This window comes from Massilibacteroides vaginae, from assembly GCF_900178525.1.
Lineage (GTDB): Bacteria > Bacteroidota > Bacteroidia > Bacteroidales > Tannerellaceae > Massilibacteroides > Massilibacteroides vaginae.
The window spans coordinates 167,285-184,893 of sequence record NZ_FXDJ01000009.1; the positions used below are offsets into that span (position 1 = coordinate 167,285).

Sequence of the window (17,609 nt, forward strand, 5' to 3'; positions counted from 1 at the left end):
TACCTATAAACGGATTTTACGGACACTTTACAATATTAATGTTCGTTTTTCGTGTCTGCTATAATTTTATGTTTCTTTTTTTTTGTGTTTTTCGATAAATGCAAACCCGGATAAAATATTACTGCGCCTAATGATATACAATGCTTGTAAGGCATGTACTCCATCAACCGAACGAATCAGCTTTTTCACACTTAATAGCGCAGGAGCAAAATCAGGCAGAAAAAATATCATCTGATATTCTAATATGGGCTAATTAGCAGGGTAAAGAGTTGCGGCCTTTTTTTCGATTTCAGACAGGGTATTTTCGGGGTTGTTTTCCCGTCCTGGGTATAGTGTAATTCCGATTTTGCAGTGCCGGAATTACAGATTATTTGTGGTGTTTACAACAGGCAATTTTCTATATTACTATATGTCTGAAAATATATCCTTTATTTTTTAAAAAATAACCTTTATGTTTAGAAAAATAACCTTTATGTTTTCAGGTCTTCTAATTTGTTGATTGTCAGCCGTATAAAAATCGCCTTCAAAAGCGGTAAATCGAGCGCTGTTTTTAATTAAAATAAAAAAAAATCGAGCTACGCCCCGACCGGAAAACTCGTTTAATCCGGCAACAAGGCGCATGTGTAGAGCAGACCAATATTGGCCCGAAAGCGTCAAGGAAGAACAAGAAAAAGCCGCTTATTTTTTCCGGTATTGTTGGGGAGTAATGCCTATTTGCTTTTTAAAACATTTACTAAAGTACGCAGGGTTAGAGAAGCCCAGGTTATAGGCAATTTCCGAAATGGTTAGTTCTTCGTGTTCCTGAAGTAAAACCAGCGCTTTATTCATTTTAATCTGAAGGATATAATCGTTTGGCGTCATGCCGGTGATCGTTTTAATTCTGTCGAACAATCGCGTACGTCCTATTCCCAGTTCTTTACTCCATATTGTGGTGTCAAACGCCACATCTTCTATATTCTTTTCAACAACTTGGTTCGCTTTGTCTAAAAAGCGTTGATCCTGGAGGTTGGTTGCTAAAGCCTGAGCTTCGTCTTCCGACTGTCCGGTATATTTGCGGCGAATGTTTTTATGGTTCTTCACCATGCTGTTACAGCGCAAGAACAAATATTCCATACTGAAAGGCTTTACTACATATTCCTCTGCCCCTGCCCTAACACTTTCGTGCTGTTGCTTTGCGGATGGATGTGTAGTAATCAGCAGAACCGGGATATGCAGTGTTTTAATATTGGCTTTCAATGCGGCACACAGTTCTATGCCTGAAAGTCCGGCCAGCGACACTTCACTGATAATCACATCTGGCTGTTCTTCAACGGCAATATTCAGGGCTTCTTCTGCGCGTGTTGCTTCGTAGACTTCATAAACCGACGAGAATGAATCTTTTAATATCATACGCAATTCATCGTCATTATCGACAAGCAATAACTTTACGGTTTTTTCGGACAAATCTTTGTCCTCATCTACAACAGATTCTTCCGCTTGCTCCGGAATATCCGGAAAAGCGGGTAAATGACGAGTTATAAATTCGGTCGTTCCGGTCTTTTCCTCGGCGGTAAAATGTTCTTCACCGGTTAGAAGGCGCACAGTAAAGGAGGTACCTTCTTTCTCCGTCCGAACAATTAATTCGCCTTTATGCATCAATATGATCTTTCTGCCAAAAGCCAATCCGATTATGTTATTGGGTACTATGCCCATGGCATCTCGCAGTTCGGTGGTTTGAGACACATTTTCAAAAACATCAAACAGCTGCAACAACATTTCTTCGTCGTAGATATCTCCGTTACAACTAATCCGTATTTCAACCCAGGATGCCTTAGCGTGCAATGATATATCCACATTTCCTTTTTCATGCACCAATTTTGAAATAGCAAATAAGAGGTTGTACATAACCTTCTGCATCTGTGCCCAGTCAAACCAAACCTTAACATCTTCTCCCGGATGGTAGAAATTAAAGGTAACCTGCAAGGTGGATTCATATTCAGACAGCACATCGTGCATTTCATGCAGAAACTTCGTCATACTGTAATAACCGACTTTCAGGCGAAGGAGTCCGTTTTCCGCTTCTCTAAATTCCTGTAGTTCCACAAAAAGGCTTTGCATACGTATTGCCTGCTTCCGTACGCGCTCCAACTTCGACTTACTTACAGAACCCACATCACTCAACAGTCTGTCTAATGTTGTTATTATCAGCGTAAGCGGTGTTCTGAATTCATTGGTAATCCCGGTGAAGAAATTTAATCGGTTCTTGTTTTCCTCCTGTACCCGTTCCGATTCTTTTTTCTGATAGTCCAAGGTAGCATACAAAACCGCCCTCGCTTTACTTGTGCGCACGGCAAACCATAAAACACTACCTATTATAATAATGTAGAGAAAATAGGCCGGATAGGATTTCCAGAAAGGAGGCTTAATGGTTATGCTGAGCGTAGTGGTTTTTTCAGGATCGGATGTTTCCCGTACCGTAAACACGTATGTTCCGGGAGGAAGCGATGTGAAGGAAACGGTTTTATGATCAGTTTGTGTCCACTCATCAAATCCGGAGAGTCCTTCCATCTTGTATTCATAGCCGGTGTAATAAGACGATAAATAGTTTGAAGAAGCAAACGTGATACTCACCGTGTTCTTATCTGAAGGCAGTTCCAATTCTTTAAGTCTTGGTGTACTTTCGTGAATCTTCGGAGCCGCGTGATTTAAGGGCGAGTTGTTGACTTGTATGGAGCTTATATATAATGTATAGTTACGTTTAACGGTGCTTATCTCTTTCTCGTCAAATGAAATCAGCTTTTGCAAACCGCCAACATAAATATTCCGGCTACGGGGTGAGACAAATAGAGCACAGTCCGGACTTAGCGACATGATGGGTGATGTTCCGTCTAAACGAATGTGACTGGAAGAGTTAATGGCTCTTCTGGCTGATATATTCAGAATTGAAACACCTTTATTGGAAGTAACGATCAGGTTGCCGTATCCCGAAAGGGCCACCTTATAACAAATATTACTGAGAAGTATATCTTGATCAACAGAATAAGAAGTGATTTTTTCTGACTCTACATCGAAACTCAGAATTCCTGACTTTTGAGTCGCGAAGTATATTCCCTGTTTTGAGTTGCCACAGATACTGATCACCGGACTTGGAATTATACTTTCTTCGCTTAATCCATCTCCATAAAAAGAAAGCAGCTTAGAGTTGGTCATATCCACCGTAAAAAGCCCGTTATCTAATGAAGATACCCACAGAATATTCCTGTCGTCTAAATAAACGGCACGGGTCACCCCGGAGGATAGTCGCTTTAATTCCGGATCAGTGAACAAAGGAGAAATCAGATTTGTTTGGCGGTTCATTTTAAACAACCCGTCTTGCGTAAGAAATATAAGGTAATTGTTATACGGAATAATCTCTTCAATGATCTTATGGTATCTCGTTATTAGCGAATCCGAGGAAACGGGATAAACACGATCTGTGTTTCGTTCGTAATAAACCAACCCTTCCATATACGTACCTATATATATACGGTTATATTTCTCGTCATAATACATAGTTCTTATTTTATCGTGAGGCAGTTTATGAGAGGCAACCGTCAAATGCCGGATCATACGCCTGTCCGGAGAAATGACATTAACCCCGCTTCCTTCTGAAGAAACATACAAAAAGCCGTCGGCATCTTCTACTATATCACCCAGAATAACCCCGTGCAACCGGGAAGGATCATCTTCTTTACTTGTGTATAACGAGTAGTTATCAGTTTCCGGATTAAAATAGCGCACTTCGCCATAATACGATCCGATCCAGATTGTACCTTGCCTGTCCGTATACAACGCATAGATAGAGAACTCCGGCATAAACGCAACTTTGTCTACCTGAGCAGGAGCTTCTCTCAAAGGCGATGTTACCTGAAAGAGTCCGTTTAAGGTACCTAACCAGATATCTCCTTTAGAATCTTCGGTAAAACTAATCGCTTCGTGTTCAAACAGCCTTTTGTTGTCTCCATATATTAATGTAGAGACATGCCCGTTAGGTCTGATTATCCGAACATTCTTTGAACGAGAGGATATCCACAAGTTACCCTTAGAGTCTTTGAATAAATAGGTGATAATATCTTCTTCAAAATAGTTCGACAAGATCATCCCGGTTACAATATCAATCTTGTATAATCCGGAGGCGGTTCCTATCCAAAGAACGTCCTCACTATCCTCCACAAAACTGTAGATTACTCCACTTGTTGCTTGCAGATCCAATAGCTTACGACTATCTCCCGACGAACGATCATATTCAAATAATCCTCCGGTTTGTGTAGAATAGTACAAGCGATTATTTATCATACTGGTACAAACAGCCTGAATACCGGTAAAAAAGAATTGCTCTGTCAGCAAATCAAGTCCGACAAGATAATCCTGAGCCAGGAAATAAAGCGTTGAATCATTGCCGCAAATAGCATGAATATCTGAATCCTCAAGTTCCGGAAAGAACTCGGAAACTCTGTAAACTTTGCTTGATTCTCCGTTATAGCAGTTCAGCGCATCGTTGCCAAACCACATGCGCCCCAAGGCGTCCTGCCAGATAGAAATAGCAGATGCCTGTGATAACCCTTGTTGACTCCCTACAGTTCTAAAATGAAAACGTTCGGCTAAAACAGTAAATGAGCTAAAAAGCATTACTAAAACCAAACAGTATTTGCTAAGATTTTGCATTTCTAAACATTTAAAAACGCACAAAGATAGAAATACTCTAAGCAATATCGTTCGTTAACCAGGTAAAATAGTTCATGAAACTAATTGGCAAGCTAAAAAAATCAAAGACTGCTATACTTATTTACACAATAAAATAGATTTGCAATCGAATGTCATAATACCCAACATGAGTGTTGATATACGTTAAATGCTAAAAGCTATAAAACATTTTTTTCAGAATTAAAAATATAAATAATTCAAATTTAAATCATTTACTATGTTCAAATCGTACAAACCTGTTAGCCTTTTATTGCTTACCGGTGCCCTGACTTTCGCAGGTGGTCTGCATGCTGAACTTGTTCCGGCAAAACCCGGCATACAAGTAACGCAGCAAAACGGAAAAATCAGTGGTACAATAGTAGACAATATGGGGCCTGTTACCGGAGCTTCTGTTGTTATAAAAGGAACTGTCAATGGAACAATCAGTGACTTCGATGGTAATTTCACCTTGGAGAACGTACCCAATGGAGCAATCATCCAGATCTCTTTCATTGGCTATATCTCACAGGAAATCACTTACACCGGCCAAAGCGCTCTTAACATCACGTTAGAAGAAGACACTCAGAAACTGGATGAAGTTGTTGTTACGGCTTTAGGAATGAAGCGCGAGCAGAAAGCACTTGGTTATGCAGTAACCGAGCTTAAAGGCGACGATTTAAATAGAAATGCGATCAACCCCGTTGCTTCATTGCAAGGAAAAGTTGCCGGAGTTGAGATTGCAGGTTCAGACGGTGGTATGTTTGGTGCTACCAAAATTCAAATTCGTGGTGCATCTACATTAGGCAATAACAACCAACCTATCTATGTAGTAGACGGGGTTATTTTGTCTAACGAAACCTCAGGTACAGCATCATCTGACTGGGATTCGAATGCGAATGACTTTGGTAATATGCTTAAAAACTTAAACTCAGACGATTTTGAATCCGTTAGTGTGCTTAAAGGAGCTGCAGCTACTGCACTGTACGGATCGCGCGGGCTGAATGGAGCTGTTGTTATCACAACTAAAAGCGGAAAAGGCAGTACAGGTTTTGGCGTTTCGGTAAGTCAGAGTTTTGGTATGGATCATGTGTATGGCACTTATGATCGCCAGATGATTTACGGACCCGGTAATTACTCAGGGAATGCCAACTATGGAGAACAAATTGCGGACCCTTCTGATCCATCAAAAAAGGTGTATAAGAAATGGGATAACCTGGGCCAATTTTGGTTAAACTCAAACGGAGATCCTACCCTGATCGGACAAACAACAAGACTTTGGGGACCTAAGTATGATGGTAGAACTATCGAAAATTATGATGGTACTTCAACAACTTATTCTCCGGTTAAGAACAACATGAAAGATGCTTATCAGTTGGGGCTTAACACAAACACAAACGTTTCTATCCGTGGAGGAAATGAAACAACAAACTATTTCTCTTCTCTATCTTACAAAAAATCAAAAGGTATTGTTGAGAACAACGATTTTGAAAGATATTCGTTATTATTAAAGGGATCTCATAAAATAAGCGACAGAGTAGATATCAATGCATCGGTTACGTTTGCGAACTCTACACCTAAAAATGCTCAACGCAACCTCGGAGAGGCATTTGCCGTAAGTTATACAACCATGCATGACACCAAGTACTTCCGCAATAAATATCTGGGTGATCATCAAACAGGTATAGCGAGTACAAATTATGGAGATACCTACGGACCTGTTCCGGGAAAAGGACTATGGTTTGAAATCGACAACTATGACATTACTCAAAAAGAAACATTGATCAGACCAACTGTTGAAGTTAATGTTAAAATTCAGGATTGGGTAAGATTCCGTGCTGAAGCAAATATGAACTATTATTTCAAAAGCTGGGAAAGAAAAGAACTGGGAAGTGGCTACAATAACGATGGCGGCTTCTATGAAATGGGACAAGACTACGACAAACAAACAACGTTTGCCGGAACATTTACGTTCGATAAGCCTGTACAGGATTTTAACATCGGCGGTTTCGTACGTGGTGAATATTACACGATAACTGGCGGACATCAGCTTACCAAAACAGACGGTGGATTAGTAGTTCCCGGACAGTATTTCCTTGAAAACAGTAAAAATCCGATTAAGGCAGAAGCAGAAATCAGAAACGAGAAAAGAATGCTTTCGGCTGTAGCTGCTTTAAACCTTGCTTGGAAAAATCAGGTATTCTTGGATGTAACCGGACGTAATGACTGGTCTTCAAGTTTAGTTTACACAAATGGTACCGGTAATTATTCATACTTCTACCCTTCAGTTAGTGGTTCATGGTTATTAAACGAAACATTTGAACTTCCTTCATGGATTTCATTAGGGAAAATACGTGCATCATGGGCGCAAGTCGGAAATGACGCATCACCTTATTCTATTTACTCCGGCTATAAATTAGCATCCCTTCTGCAACCAAACGGAACTACGATCTACACAAATGACATCGCTGATAAATTATATTCGGCAAATCTGAAGCCTGAACGTAAAAACTCATGGGAAGTAGGTTTAGACTGGCGTTTTCTGAATAGTCGCTTCAACATTGATGCTACTTATTACAAAGAAAACACCAAAAACCAAATCATGGAAATTGCAATTCCGTTTGAATCAGGAAGAGACAAACAACTTGTTAATGCCGGAAACATTCAAAACTCAGGTATTGAAATTGCCATCAACACTGTTCCTTTCAGAAATAAAGACTGGGAATGGACGTTAGATTTGACTTATACACGCAATAGAGACAAAATTGTAGAATTACATCCTAATGTTGCTAATTACATCAGATTAGAAGGAGATGTTGATTATGGTAACTACAGAGTTGGTTCAGTAGCAAAGGTAAATGGCCCTTATGGCTTGTTAATGTCTGACGCAATGCCTAAAAAGAATAAAGACGGACAAACAATCCTGGAATGGAGAGACGACTTCAGAACCCCTTATGCACAAAGAAGTGGTACTGCTGAAGTAGTAGGTAATATGCAACCTGATTTCTTAGGTTCTTTAGCAACCGGTCTAAAATGGAAAGATTTGAGCCTTAGAATTGGCTTAGACGCAAGATTCGGAGGTCTTATCGCATCTTATACAAACAAATATGGTTTGGCTTACGGCTACACGGAAACATCACTCAGATATAGAGATGCTAAAAATGGAGGTATGTCATGGACTTCTAATTATGCAGACTCTAAAGGTTTGAGTTTCAATGACGGGGTTATTCCTGAAGGAGTTTTCGCTGATAACACTAAAGTAACCGGTGTTGATGGAAAAACGTATAATGTAGGCGGACGCAGCTTTGCTGATTTAGTGAAAGAAGGTGTTTTAGAACCTGCTCACGCCTCTGCTTACCATTACTGGACAAACAGCTGGGGTACAGGAACTGTAAATGACGATTGGGTTAGCAAATTAAGCTATGTTGCACTTCGCGAGATTACTGTAGGCTATAGATTACCTAAAAACTTCTCTTCTAAATTAGGAGCGAAAGGACTTAATCTTTCTGTTAGTGCAAGAAATCTGGGTTACATCTATAATTCACTTCCTAACAACCTCCATCCAGAAGGTGTAAGAAGTAATAAGTCTGGAGAATTCCGTGAACGTTCTAATAGTCCATACACGGCAAGTTACATGTTAACTATCAATTTGGATTTCTAATTTAAAATATAGAAAAATCATGAAATTTAAACTTTTCATAACTGCGACACTAATCGGAGCTTCCGTACTTACGACAGGATGTCGTGATGAGTTTGCCGAAACAAATACAAAGCCGTCTGTGGTTACAAAACCGGATATACGATATGTATTCACAAAAGCATTGTCCGAGTTTGAACCTGCGGGCTATCAACAATGGTTTTACAACAACCTTCAATACATGTTGCCCTGGATACAGGCTACTCTTGCAGAAGATGCAGGGAACTCCTCTTCATTAAACCTGATGAGTGCGTATGAAGGTTCGCAAAACCAACTTATTAAAGTAAAAGTACGTACAGAAGAGATCTTATACCTCTTGGGTGAAATGAGCGAAGAGGAAGCGGCTAAATATGAAAACATCCGTGTAATGTGTAATCCGTTATTGGTTTACCTCGGACTTTTCGGCACAGACATGTATGGTTCAATGGCTTATTCGGAAGCCGGACAAGTATTACATTCCAACCCCACAATCTTAACGCCTAAATACGAAACTCAGGAAGAGTTGTTTACGCTTTGGCTTAAACAGCTGGATGAGACAATCAGTGTTTTAGGAGCTAAAATTGACAATCAGGTATCGTTAGGTACACAAGATTTTGTTTATGGTGGGAAAACTGAAAAATGGGCAAAATTCGCGAACTCTTTAAAACTTAAGATCGCGGTAAGATTAGTACATGCAAATAAAGCAAAAGCATTACAGATTGCACAAGAAGTAGCCAACAGCCCTGTTGGAATTATGTCAAGTCTGGATGATGACTTTTTCTATTGCAAAGGTGCTCAGGAATACCATTTCGGTGATGATCTATGGGGAGGTTTTGGTTCACAACAACTAATAAGCTTCTTGGTAGACAATCAAGACCCACGTGTACGTTTTATGTTCCAGAAAAATGATTTCAACTCTTTAGTTGTTCAAACTTTCTTGGATAACAAAAAGGAATTACCATCTTACATTAAAGCTTTGGTAAATACTAAAACAGAAAACGGAAAGGTTGTTTTTGAAAGCTGGAAAGCTCCGGGAGAACCTTGGGTTCGTTATCATGGCGCACCAATCAATGTTTACGCAAAAGATAACGGAACAATCAACGACAATTATTTCAACACAACGAATTTTAAAATAGATAACAAAAGCTACACTCCACTGGCAAGGTTAAACCACAGAGAAATGCTTCAGGGTGATAAAACATACACATTCCCTGATGCTCCGAATGTGACTGCGGTAATTGACAACCAGAAAAACGCATGGTACGGTCTGCATTTTTCTTCTGCCGAAACCAATCTGTATTTAGCTGAGCTTAGTCTGTTAGGTGCTACTTTACCACAGAGTGCAGAGTCTTATTTTGAACAAGGTATCCGCCTATCGGTTAGCGAATATGACAGATTAGCGTCGTTGAACAAAATACCTTATTATTCAAGCGCTTATGATCCGAAAGAAACTACAATTTCTTTGAAAAACGGAGAAATAGACGAGTTGGTTAAAAATGAAGCATATCAATTAACCGGAAGTACAAAAGAAAAACTGGAGAAAGTATACATCCAACAATACATTCACCTGCTATACTTCCCTACAGATATGTTCTCAATGGTGCGTCGTTCGGGTGTTCCTATGAAAGGCAGCAAAATTCTTGCTTGGCAAGAATTCTCAAAAGATAACGATACCAATTATCCTATGCCGCGTAGATTTACAATCAACTCGCCACTTGAAACAGACTTGATGTATCAAATAAAGAAATCGGCTTTCGAAGCACAAGGTTATACTACCGGTTCTTTGGATCCGCTTAAATTGAATACAGAACGTGTTTGGTACGATAAAGGTGCTCCTAATTTCGGAGAAGGACCAAATTTCTAATTATTTGAGGTATATTATTTAAGGCTAAAAAGGAGCTGATCGGTATAGATTCAGCTCCTTTTTTTATTCCTCAGTTTTCTCTTTTCATTCTCTCCGCCCCAACGCCATCAGCGAAGGAATCATGAAAGACACCACTCCGAGCACAAAAATACAACAGCCTAAGATGATAAATGTATTCGGGATACCGATCGTATCGGCGGCAAAGCCTGTGCCTAAGAGTCCTATCATGGAGGGCAGCACAGCTACACTCATAAACATGGAGAACACACGCCCTAACTGTCCGGGGTCTACTTTTTCCTGTATTATGGTGGTAAAACAGGCGCTTTGAATCGATCCGCCTATTCCACTAAAGAAGGTAAGCACAACAAAAAACACATAGCCGCCTTCGGCCGGAAGAAGGCCTGAGATGGAAAACACCGTTCCTACTATCAGATAAATCAGATTTATGGCAGCCGCTTTATTATAGTATCTTTTATTCAATCCCATTATCGCACCGCCTATCAGCATGCCTACACCCCAAAAAACTTCTACAAGCCCGATCTGAAAAGCAGTTCCGTTAAAATGGTTCAATGTCATCAGGGGAAATAACGCGCCAATCGGCATAATACACACCATGGCCAACACGAAAAACAAACCGAGGTAACGAAGTCCTTTATTCGCGGTTATTGTTTTTAGTCCTTCCTTCATTTCGCGCAACACATGTTGTTTATTATCCGCTTCTTTTTTGGGGTTCGGTATATAGACAAACAGCAATGAAACACAGGCGATTGCCGCGCCAACTATGTCGAAAAACAAGATAAATCCTATATCCATAATTGAAATCAGCAATGCGGCAATAGCCGGACCGGCAATTACACTGACTGATTGTATCATCTGATTTATCCCTGCGATTCGTCCTAATTCTTCTTCCGGAGCCAATAAGGGAACAGAGGCTTGCATAGCGGGAGAATGAAAAGCCGAACCTACCGAACGCAGTACAAGCAAGAGGTAAATATACCATATCTCTATTTTTCCCAACATGAATATAACAGCCAGAATCAGGGTGCAAAGCGCAATGAAAACATCTGCCGCTATCATCGTCTTTTTTCTGTCCCAACGGTCTACATACACCCCGGCAAAGGGTCCGATAAGTGCTTGCGGCAAAAAGGCGGCCACACTCCCCAAAGCAAGGACTTCGGCCGAGCGCGTTTCAAAACTTAACCATAGCACAATGGCGTAACCCACAATTGTACTGGTAAGAATAGACACAAACTGCCCGGCCCATATAATGGTAAAAACTCTTTTCCAATCCTTCATTTCAGATAATTCATTGTCTGTTGAATGTGCAACCTATTTGATAACATAAATCATAGGTTATTGTTTCTTTTTCCTTCTATCTTTTCTTAGAAAACAACCTTTATTTTCTTTTTTTCATATCTGTCAAACTGTTTTTCTATATATATGGAAAAACTGTTCTATATCTGTGGTAAAGTTTTTCTATATATATGGAAAAAGCAAAATAAAGAATATTTTCAGAATAATATAGTATATGCAAAGACTTTTAAAGAATAGAAAAGACGGGATAACATTGCCTGCATTACTACAGAAGGAAGACTTTAAAATAATTAAAATTAAAGAAAAAAAACTCATTTATGATAGTAATTGTAAGGAAAATGAAACAAAATAATTATATTTTCTTACTTTTGTATCCAAAATATTAACACGACAACATTAATCATAAATCTATGGCAAAAGTAACAAAAGAAGAGGCCCTTAAGTATCACGCTGAAGGCAAACCCGGTAAAATTGAAGTAATTCCCACTAAACCCTACAGTAGCCAGACTGATCTTTCTTTAGCTTATTCTCCCGGAGTAGCAGAACCCTGTTTGGAAATTGAAAAGAACCCACTCGACGCGTATAAATACACAGCAAAAGGAAACTTAGTAGCTGTTATTTCTAACGGTACGGCGGTTCTCGGTTTAGGAGATATCGGAGCAATGGCCGGAAAACCTGTGATGGAAGGCAAGGGACTTCTATTTAAAATATTCGCGGGTATTGATGTGTTCGACATTGAAGTGGATGAAAAAGACCCGGAAAAGTTTATACAAACGGTTAAGGCTATTTCGCCGACTTTCGGAGGTATTAACCTCGAAGATATAAAAGCTCCTGAATGTTTTGAGATCGAAAAAAGGCTGAAAGCCGAACTCGATATACCTGTTATGCACGACGACCAACACGGTACTGCGATTATCTCTGGTGCTGGATTAATCAATGCGTTGGAGCTGACCGGAAAGAAAATTGAAGACGTAAAAATCGTTGTAAACGGAGCCGGCGCCGCGTCGATTTCGTGTACGAAACTTTACGTTATGCTGGGTGCACGCAAAGAAAACATCATCATGTGTGATAGTAAAGGTGTGATATCTGTGCACAGAACAGACCTGAATGAGGAAAAGAAAGGTTTTGCCACTGAACAAAACCTTAAAACGCTGGAAGAAGCGGTTGCCGGTGCAGATGTATTCTTAGGACTCTCTGTTGCGGATGTGCTGACTAAAGAAATGGTTCGCACAATGAATGAGAAGCCCATTATTTTTGCGTTGGCCAATCCGAATCCGGAAATTTCCTATGCGGACGCTATGGATTCGCGTGATGATATCATCTTCGCTACCGGGCGTTCGGATTATCCGAATCAGATCAACAACGTGTTAGGTTTCCCTTATATTTTCCGTGGCGCATTGGATACGCATGCAACAGCCATAAACGAAGAGATGAAACAGGCTGCTGTTTATGCGATTGCCGACCTGGCTAAAGAGCCGGTGCCCGATGTAGTTAATGCGGCTTACCAACTCCGACGCATGACCTTCGGTCCGGAGTATATCATCCCGAAAGCACTTGATCCGCGTTTACTAACCCGTGTTTCTTGCGCCGTGGCAAAAGCCGCAATCGAATCGGGAGTGGCCAGACACAACATTACGGACTGGGAAGCGTATGGCAAACATCTGCGTGAAATGATGGGCTATGACAATAAAATGCTTCGCTCATTTACGGAAATGGCTAAAGCGAGTCCTAAACGTGTTGTTTTTGCTGAAGCAAACCATGTGAACATGCTTAAAGCAGCGGTTGAAGCCAAGGCTGAAGGAATCTGTACGCCAATACTTCTTGGTAATGCGGATAATCTGCGCAGAATAGCTGCCGAAGAAAGCATCAATCTGGATGGTATCGAGATTGTGAACATGCGCCATGAAAGCGAAAATGAAAGACGTACGCGCTACGCTAAATTACTCGCCGAGAAAAGAGCTCGTGAAGGGGTTACATTCGCCGAGGCGTGCGAAAAACTATTCGACCGCAATGCTTTCGGTATGATGATGGTTGAAACCGGAGACGCAGATGCCTTTGTTACCGGTGTATATAGCCGTTATTCGGAAGTTACAAAGATGGCTGCTGAAATTATCGGTATTCGTCCTTCGTACAATCACTTCGGTGCCATGCACATAGTGACTTGCAAAAAGGGTACGTTCTTCATGGCGGATACATTAATCAACCGCCACCCGTCTGCCGATGTATTGATCGACATTGCGCGCTTAACTTATGATTCGGTTAAATTCTTTGCGCACGAACCGGTTATGGCCATGCTTTCATACTCCAGCTTCGGAGCAGACAAGCAAGGTAGTCCGTTAAAGGTTCACGAAGCCATCAAGTTCTTGCATAAAAACCATCCGGAAATAGAGATTGACGGAGAAATGCAGGTAAACTTCGCGTTAGATAAGGAGATGCGTGATAAAACTTATCCGTTCAATAAAATAAACGGTAAAGACGTAAACACATTGGTTTTCCCGAACTTGAGTTCTGCAAATAGTGCTTATAAGCTATTGAGCGAGATGGGAGTAGTTGAAAAACTGGGTCCTATTCAGATGGGATTGAACAAGCCTATTCACTTTACGGATATAGGTAGTACAACCCGTGATATCCTTAACCTGACAACAATAGCAGTAGTAGACGCTATCGTACAGGAGCAGATCAATAAGAAATAAAAACAGGAATTAGCTATTATCGTAGAGACAAGGGGCTGCCTTGTCTCTACTTTTTTATACCGATTATATTTTTGATCTCAGGTACTCCATATATTCCTTAGCCGCATCAGCCTCATCCACCGAAGGGCTCCACGGAGCAAAATTTTCGGGAGACAAAGGGGCATAAGGGCCTCTTTTGGTTTCGTAAACAACCGTATCCGGTTCCAGCACCAATAAAGAATGCCAGACTCCCGGTGCTATTTCAGCCCCATATACGCCCTCATCCGGACTCAAGATTAGTTTATCCGTTATGTTTCCCTCATCATCGAAAAGGAAAAATGCCGCTTTACCTCTCAACAGGAAAAATATCTCTTCTTTATCCGGATTCTGATGGCGGTGCGGTCGTACATAACTATCCGGCTCGATCGCGTTTATCAACCGATTAAGAAAATCGTCGGTGTGCTCGTGAAAATTGTGGTTCATTCGTAAACGGGGCGATTTTTTCGCTGCTTCAGATGTACGGTCTAATAATTGTTTATCTATTATCTTCATATTTTTGATACTAAAAAAGCGACCCAAAACTATGAGCCGCTTATATAATTTTTACTATTTAACTTTGGTTATTCGTGCATGACTTGATCAATACTGTCTTTCAAGTATCCAAGCATCATGAAATTGAGATCTTATGCCGTCTCTGCTTTCAATCGCATCCGCTTTATTGTCAAAGCTGGAAACAATTACACGCAACATACCTTGTTCGTTTTCGCCTAACAATGCTCTATATCCTTCGCCTTGCATACGTTCTTTCAAAGAATAAGCATTCGTTTTGTTCTTAAAACTTCCAATCACTACACTGAAACGTTTCAAACCGCTTTCATCTTCACCCTGAGCCGCTCTGATTCTTTCCTGACGAGTTGACGCGTCTGCTGTTCTGGGTTTAGAAACCGGTGCAACAGGTTCTTCCGTCTGTTCATAAGTAGTTTCAACAGGAACTGTAGATTCTTTCTCTTTAGCCTGTTCGTAAGCTGCTTTATAAGCACTTTGCTTAGGTTTACATGAGCCGAAGGCTAATACCATACACATTGTGGCTCCCAATAACCAAATCTTATTCATACTATTCAGTTCTTAAATTAGTTATGCAAAGATATAAATATATTTAGTAAATTCGCAAGTAGAACTTATAATATATTACAACTCAAATGAATAAAACAATCGGAGCTATGATGATGGCTACTACGGTGTTGTTGGGCTCATGCGCACAGCCGGAAAAGAAACAGGAGGTGAACGCACCTCTTATAGGAAGAGTCGATGTTAAGGTACCAAACGGGGTAATGACTCCTGAGGTTCTTCATAGCATGGCACGGGTAAGCGACGCGAAACTTTCGCCAGACGGAAAGAAGGTTTTGTATGGCATTACGTTTATCAGCATAGAGCAAAACAAAGGTAATCGCGAGTTGTTCGTTATGAACACGGATGGTTCCGACAAGAAGCAGATCACCGCTACGCCTCAAAGTGAGCAAAACGCGGTATGGATCAAAGGAGGCTCTGAAATTGCTTTTCTTTCCAGCGAAAGCGGTTCTTCCCAGATCTGGATAATGAACGCGGACGGAACGAACCGGAGAAAAGTAAGCGACCATGCAGGAAGCATAAACGGTTTCTTACTCTCTCCCGACGAAAGTAAAGTTTTATTCTTCAGTGACATTAAGTTTGGCAAACGAAGCAGTGATGTTTATCCGGACTTACCCAAAGCTTCAGGACGCATCGTGAACGACCTGATGTATAAACACTGGGACGAATGGGTGGAAACGATCCCTCATCCTTATATTGCTACGTTTGATGGTCAATCGGTAACGGCCGGAACAGACATTATGGAAGGCGAACCGTATGAATGCCCGATGAAGCCATTCAGTGGTGTGGAAGATTTTTCATGGAGTATCGACGGCAAACTGTTAGCTTACGCGAGTCGCAAAAAAACCGGTCTGGATTATAGCGTCTCTACCAATTCGGATATATACATTTACAATACCGAAACCAAAGCCACCGCAAATCTAACGGAAGGAATGATGGGGTATGACATGATGCCGTCTTTCTCTCCCGATGGCAAATATATCGGCTGGATCAGTCAGGAGCGCGACGGTTACGAGTCTGATAAAAAACGCCTCTTCATAGCCGATCTGGCAACAGGCGAAAAACAATACCTTACCGATGCGTTTGATTATAACGCCGATGATTTCCAATGGAAGGAAGACAGCAAGGCTATTTATTACATCGCCTGCAAGGAAGCTGTAACGCATATCTGGGAAATCGGTCTGGATAAAAACATCCGTCAGATCACAACGGGGCAATACGACTATGTAGGCATGGACGTAGTGGCAAACACCATGATCGCACTGCGTCAGTCAATGGAATCGCCTACGGAAGTATTCAATGTAAATATACAAAGTGGAGAAGCAACCGAAATCAGCTTTGAAAACAAAGCGATAAAGGATCAGTTAACCCTTGGTAAAAGTGAGCCGAGATGGATCAAAACAACGGATGGCAAGCAAATGCTAACCTGGGTTGTTTATCCGCCCAACTTTGATCCGAACAAGAAATACCCTGCCCTACTCTATTGTCAGGGTGGACCACAAAGTACCGTCAGCCAATTCTGGAGTTATCGTTGGAATTTACAGATGATGGCCGCAAACGACTACATCATCGTTGCGCCCAACCGTCGCGGACTTCCGGGTTTCGGACAGGAATGGTTAGAGCAAATCAGCGGAGATTACGGCGGACAAAACATGAAGGATTACTTTGCCGCTATTGATGAAGTAGCTAAAGAGCCTTATGTAGACGCTGATCATCTTGGTGCAGTAGGCGCAAGCTACGGCGGATTCTCGGTGTACTGGTTGGCAGGACATCACAACAAACGCTTCAAAGCGTTTATCGCGCATGCCGGTATTTTTAACCTGGAACAACAATACTTAGAAACCGAAGAGTTATGGTTTGCCAATTGGGATTTAGGCGGTGCTTATTGGGACAAGAGTAATAAAGTTGCCCAAAAGACTTTTGCTACCTCACCTCATTTGTTTGTTGAGAAATGGGATACTCCTATTTTAGTAACTCACGGCGAATTAGATTACCGCATCCTCGCATCACAAGGTATGAGCGCGTTCAACGCCGCGAAATTAAGAGGAATACCTGCTGAAATGCTGATCTTCCCGGACGAAAATCACTGGATTGCACAGCCACAAAACGGTATTCTATTCCAACGGGTATTCTTTAGCTGGTTAGATAAATGGTTAAAATAACAATCGCTATATAGTAAATAGTAAATGGCCTGATAGATTTCTTTTATCAGGCCATTTGTTTTTCCTATCGATATATAAAACTTTTTTTAAACGTG

Annotated in this window: 8 protein-coding genes; 4 read left to right on the forward strand and 4 right to left on the reverse strand. The window is 41.0% G+C overall.

The window, feature by feature from the left end; translation table 11 throughout:
* Positions 1-678: 678 nt before the first annotated feature.
* Positions 679-4,683, reverse strand: a complete 4,005-nt coding sequence (locus B9Y81_RS09160) for a hybrid sensor histidine kinase/response regulator transcription factor (RefSeq protein WP_085536718.1) — start codon at positions 4,681-4,683, stop codon at positions 679-681.
* 256 nt (positions 4,684-4,939) lie between these two features.
* Here B9Y81_RS09160 and B9Y81_RS09165 point away from each other — a divergent pair, with 256 nt between their 5' ends.
* Positions 4,940-8,359, forward strand: coding sequence for a SusC/RagA family TonB-linked outer membrane protein (locus B9Y81_RS09165; RefSeq protein WP_085536719.1), 3,420 nt, complete (start codon positions 4,940-4,942; stop codon positions 8,357-8,359).
* Between the two features lie 19 nt (positions 8,360-8,378).
* A complete protein-coding gene (locus B9Y81_RS09170) occupies positions 8,379-10,238 on the forward strand; it encodes a SusD/RagB family nutrient-binding outer membrane lipoprotein (RefSeq protein ID WP_085536720.1) in 1,860 nt (619 codons plus the stop codon).
* Between the two features lie 84 nt (positions 10,239-10,322).
* Here the strand turns inward: B9Y81_RS09170 and B9Y81_RS09175 are convergent, their stop codons facing one another.
* Positions 10,323-11,534 (reverse strand): MFS transporter, encoded by a 1,212-nt coding sequence (locus B9Y81_RS09175; protein WP_085536721.1) that lies wholly within the window; start codon positions 11,532-11,534, stop codon positions 10,323-10,325.
* A 428-nt stretch (positions 11,535-11,962) separates the two neighbouring features.
* Between B9Y81_RS09175 and B9Y81_RS09180 the strand changes: the two genes are divergently transcribed.
* The gene (locus tag B9Y81_RS09180; protein ID WP_085536722.1) at positions 11,963-14,245 is read left to right on the forward strand and encodes an NADP-dependent malic enzyme; all 2,283 of its coding nucleotides are present in this window, start codon (positions 11,963-11,965) and stop codon (positions 14,243-14,245) included.
* Between the two features lie 63 nt (positions 14,246-14,308).
* Here the strand turns inward: B9Y81_RS09180 and B9Y81_RS09185 are convergent, their stop codons facing one another.
* Both B9Y81_RS09185 and B9Y81_RS09190 read right to left on the reverse strand, forming a co-directional pair.
* Positions 14,309-14,776: a WbuC family cupin fold metalloprotein gene (locus B9Y81_RS09185; RefSeq protein ID WP_085536723.1), complete on the reverse strand. Its 468-nt coding sequence runs from the start codon at positions 14,774-14,776 to the stop codon at positions 14,309-14,311.
* A gap of 87 nt (positions 14,777-14,863) precedes the next feature.
* Entirely contained in the window at positions 14,864-15,337 is a 474-nt protein-coding gene (locus B9Y81_RS09190) for an SPOR domain-containing protein (RefSeq protein WP_085536724.1), read from the reverse strand.
* A gap of 86 nt (positions 15,338-15,423) precedes the next feature.
* Between B9Y81_RS09190 and B9Y81_RS09195 the strand changes: the two genes are divergently transcribed.
* Complete coding sequence (locus B9Y81_RS09195; RefSeq protein ID WP_217809497.1) at positions 15,424-17,514, forward strand: dipeptidyl-peptidase Dpp5; 2,091 nt, start codon at positions 15,424-15,426, stop codon at positions 17,512-17,514.
* The last annotated feature ends 95 nt before the right edge of the window (positions 17,515-17,609 follow it).

What these genes read in the sequence shown, in the direction of transcription:
- B9Y81_RS09160 (WP_085536718.1), bottom strand. Translation starts at nt 4,683, where the DNA reads ATGCAAAATCTTAGCAAATACTGTTTGGTTTTAGTAATGCTTTTTAGC.
- B9Y81_RS09190 (WP_085536724.1), bottom strand. Translation starts at nt 15,337, where the DNA reads ATGAATAAGATTTGGTTATTGGGAGCCACAATGTGTATGGTATTAGCC.
- B9Y81_RS09165 (WP_085536719.1), top strand. Translation starts at nt 4,940, where the DNA reads ATGTTCAAATCGTACAAACCTGTTAGCCTTTTATTGCTTACCGGTGCC.
- B9Y81_RS09175 (WP_085536721.1), bottom strand. Translation starts at nt 11,534, where the DNA reads ATGAAGGATTGGAAAAGAGTTTTTACCATTATATGGGCCGGGCAGTTT.
- B9Y81_RS09170 (WP_085536720.1), top strand. Translation starts at nt 8,379, where the DNA reads ATGAAATTTAAACTTTTCATAACTGCGACACTAATCGGAGCTTCCGTA.
- B9Y81_RS09185 (WP_085536723.1), bottom strand. Translation starts at nt 14,776, where the DNA reads ATGAAGATAATAGATAAACAATTATTAGACCGTACATCTGAAGCAGCG.
- B9Y81_RS09195 (WP_217809497.1), top strand. Translation starts at nt 15,424, where the DNA reads ATGAATAAAACAATCGGAGCTATGATGATGGCTACTACGGTGTTGTTG.
- B9Y81_RS09180 (WP_085536722.1), top strand. Translation starts at nt 11,963, where the DNA reads ATGGCAAAAGTAACAAAAGAAGAGGCCCTTAAGTATCACGCTGAAGGC.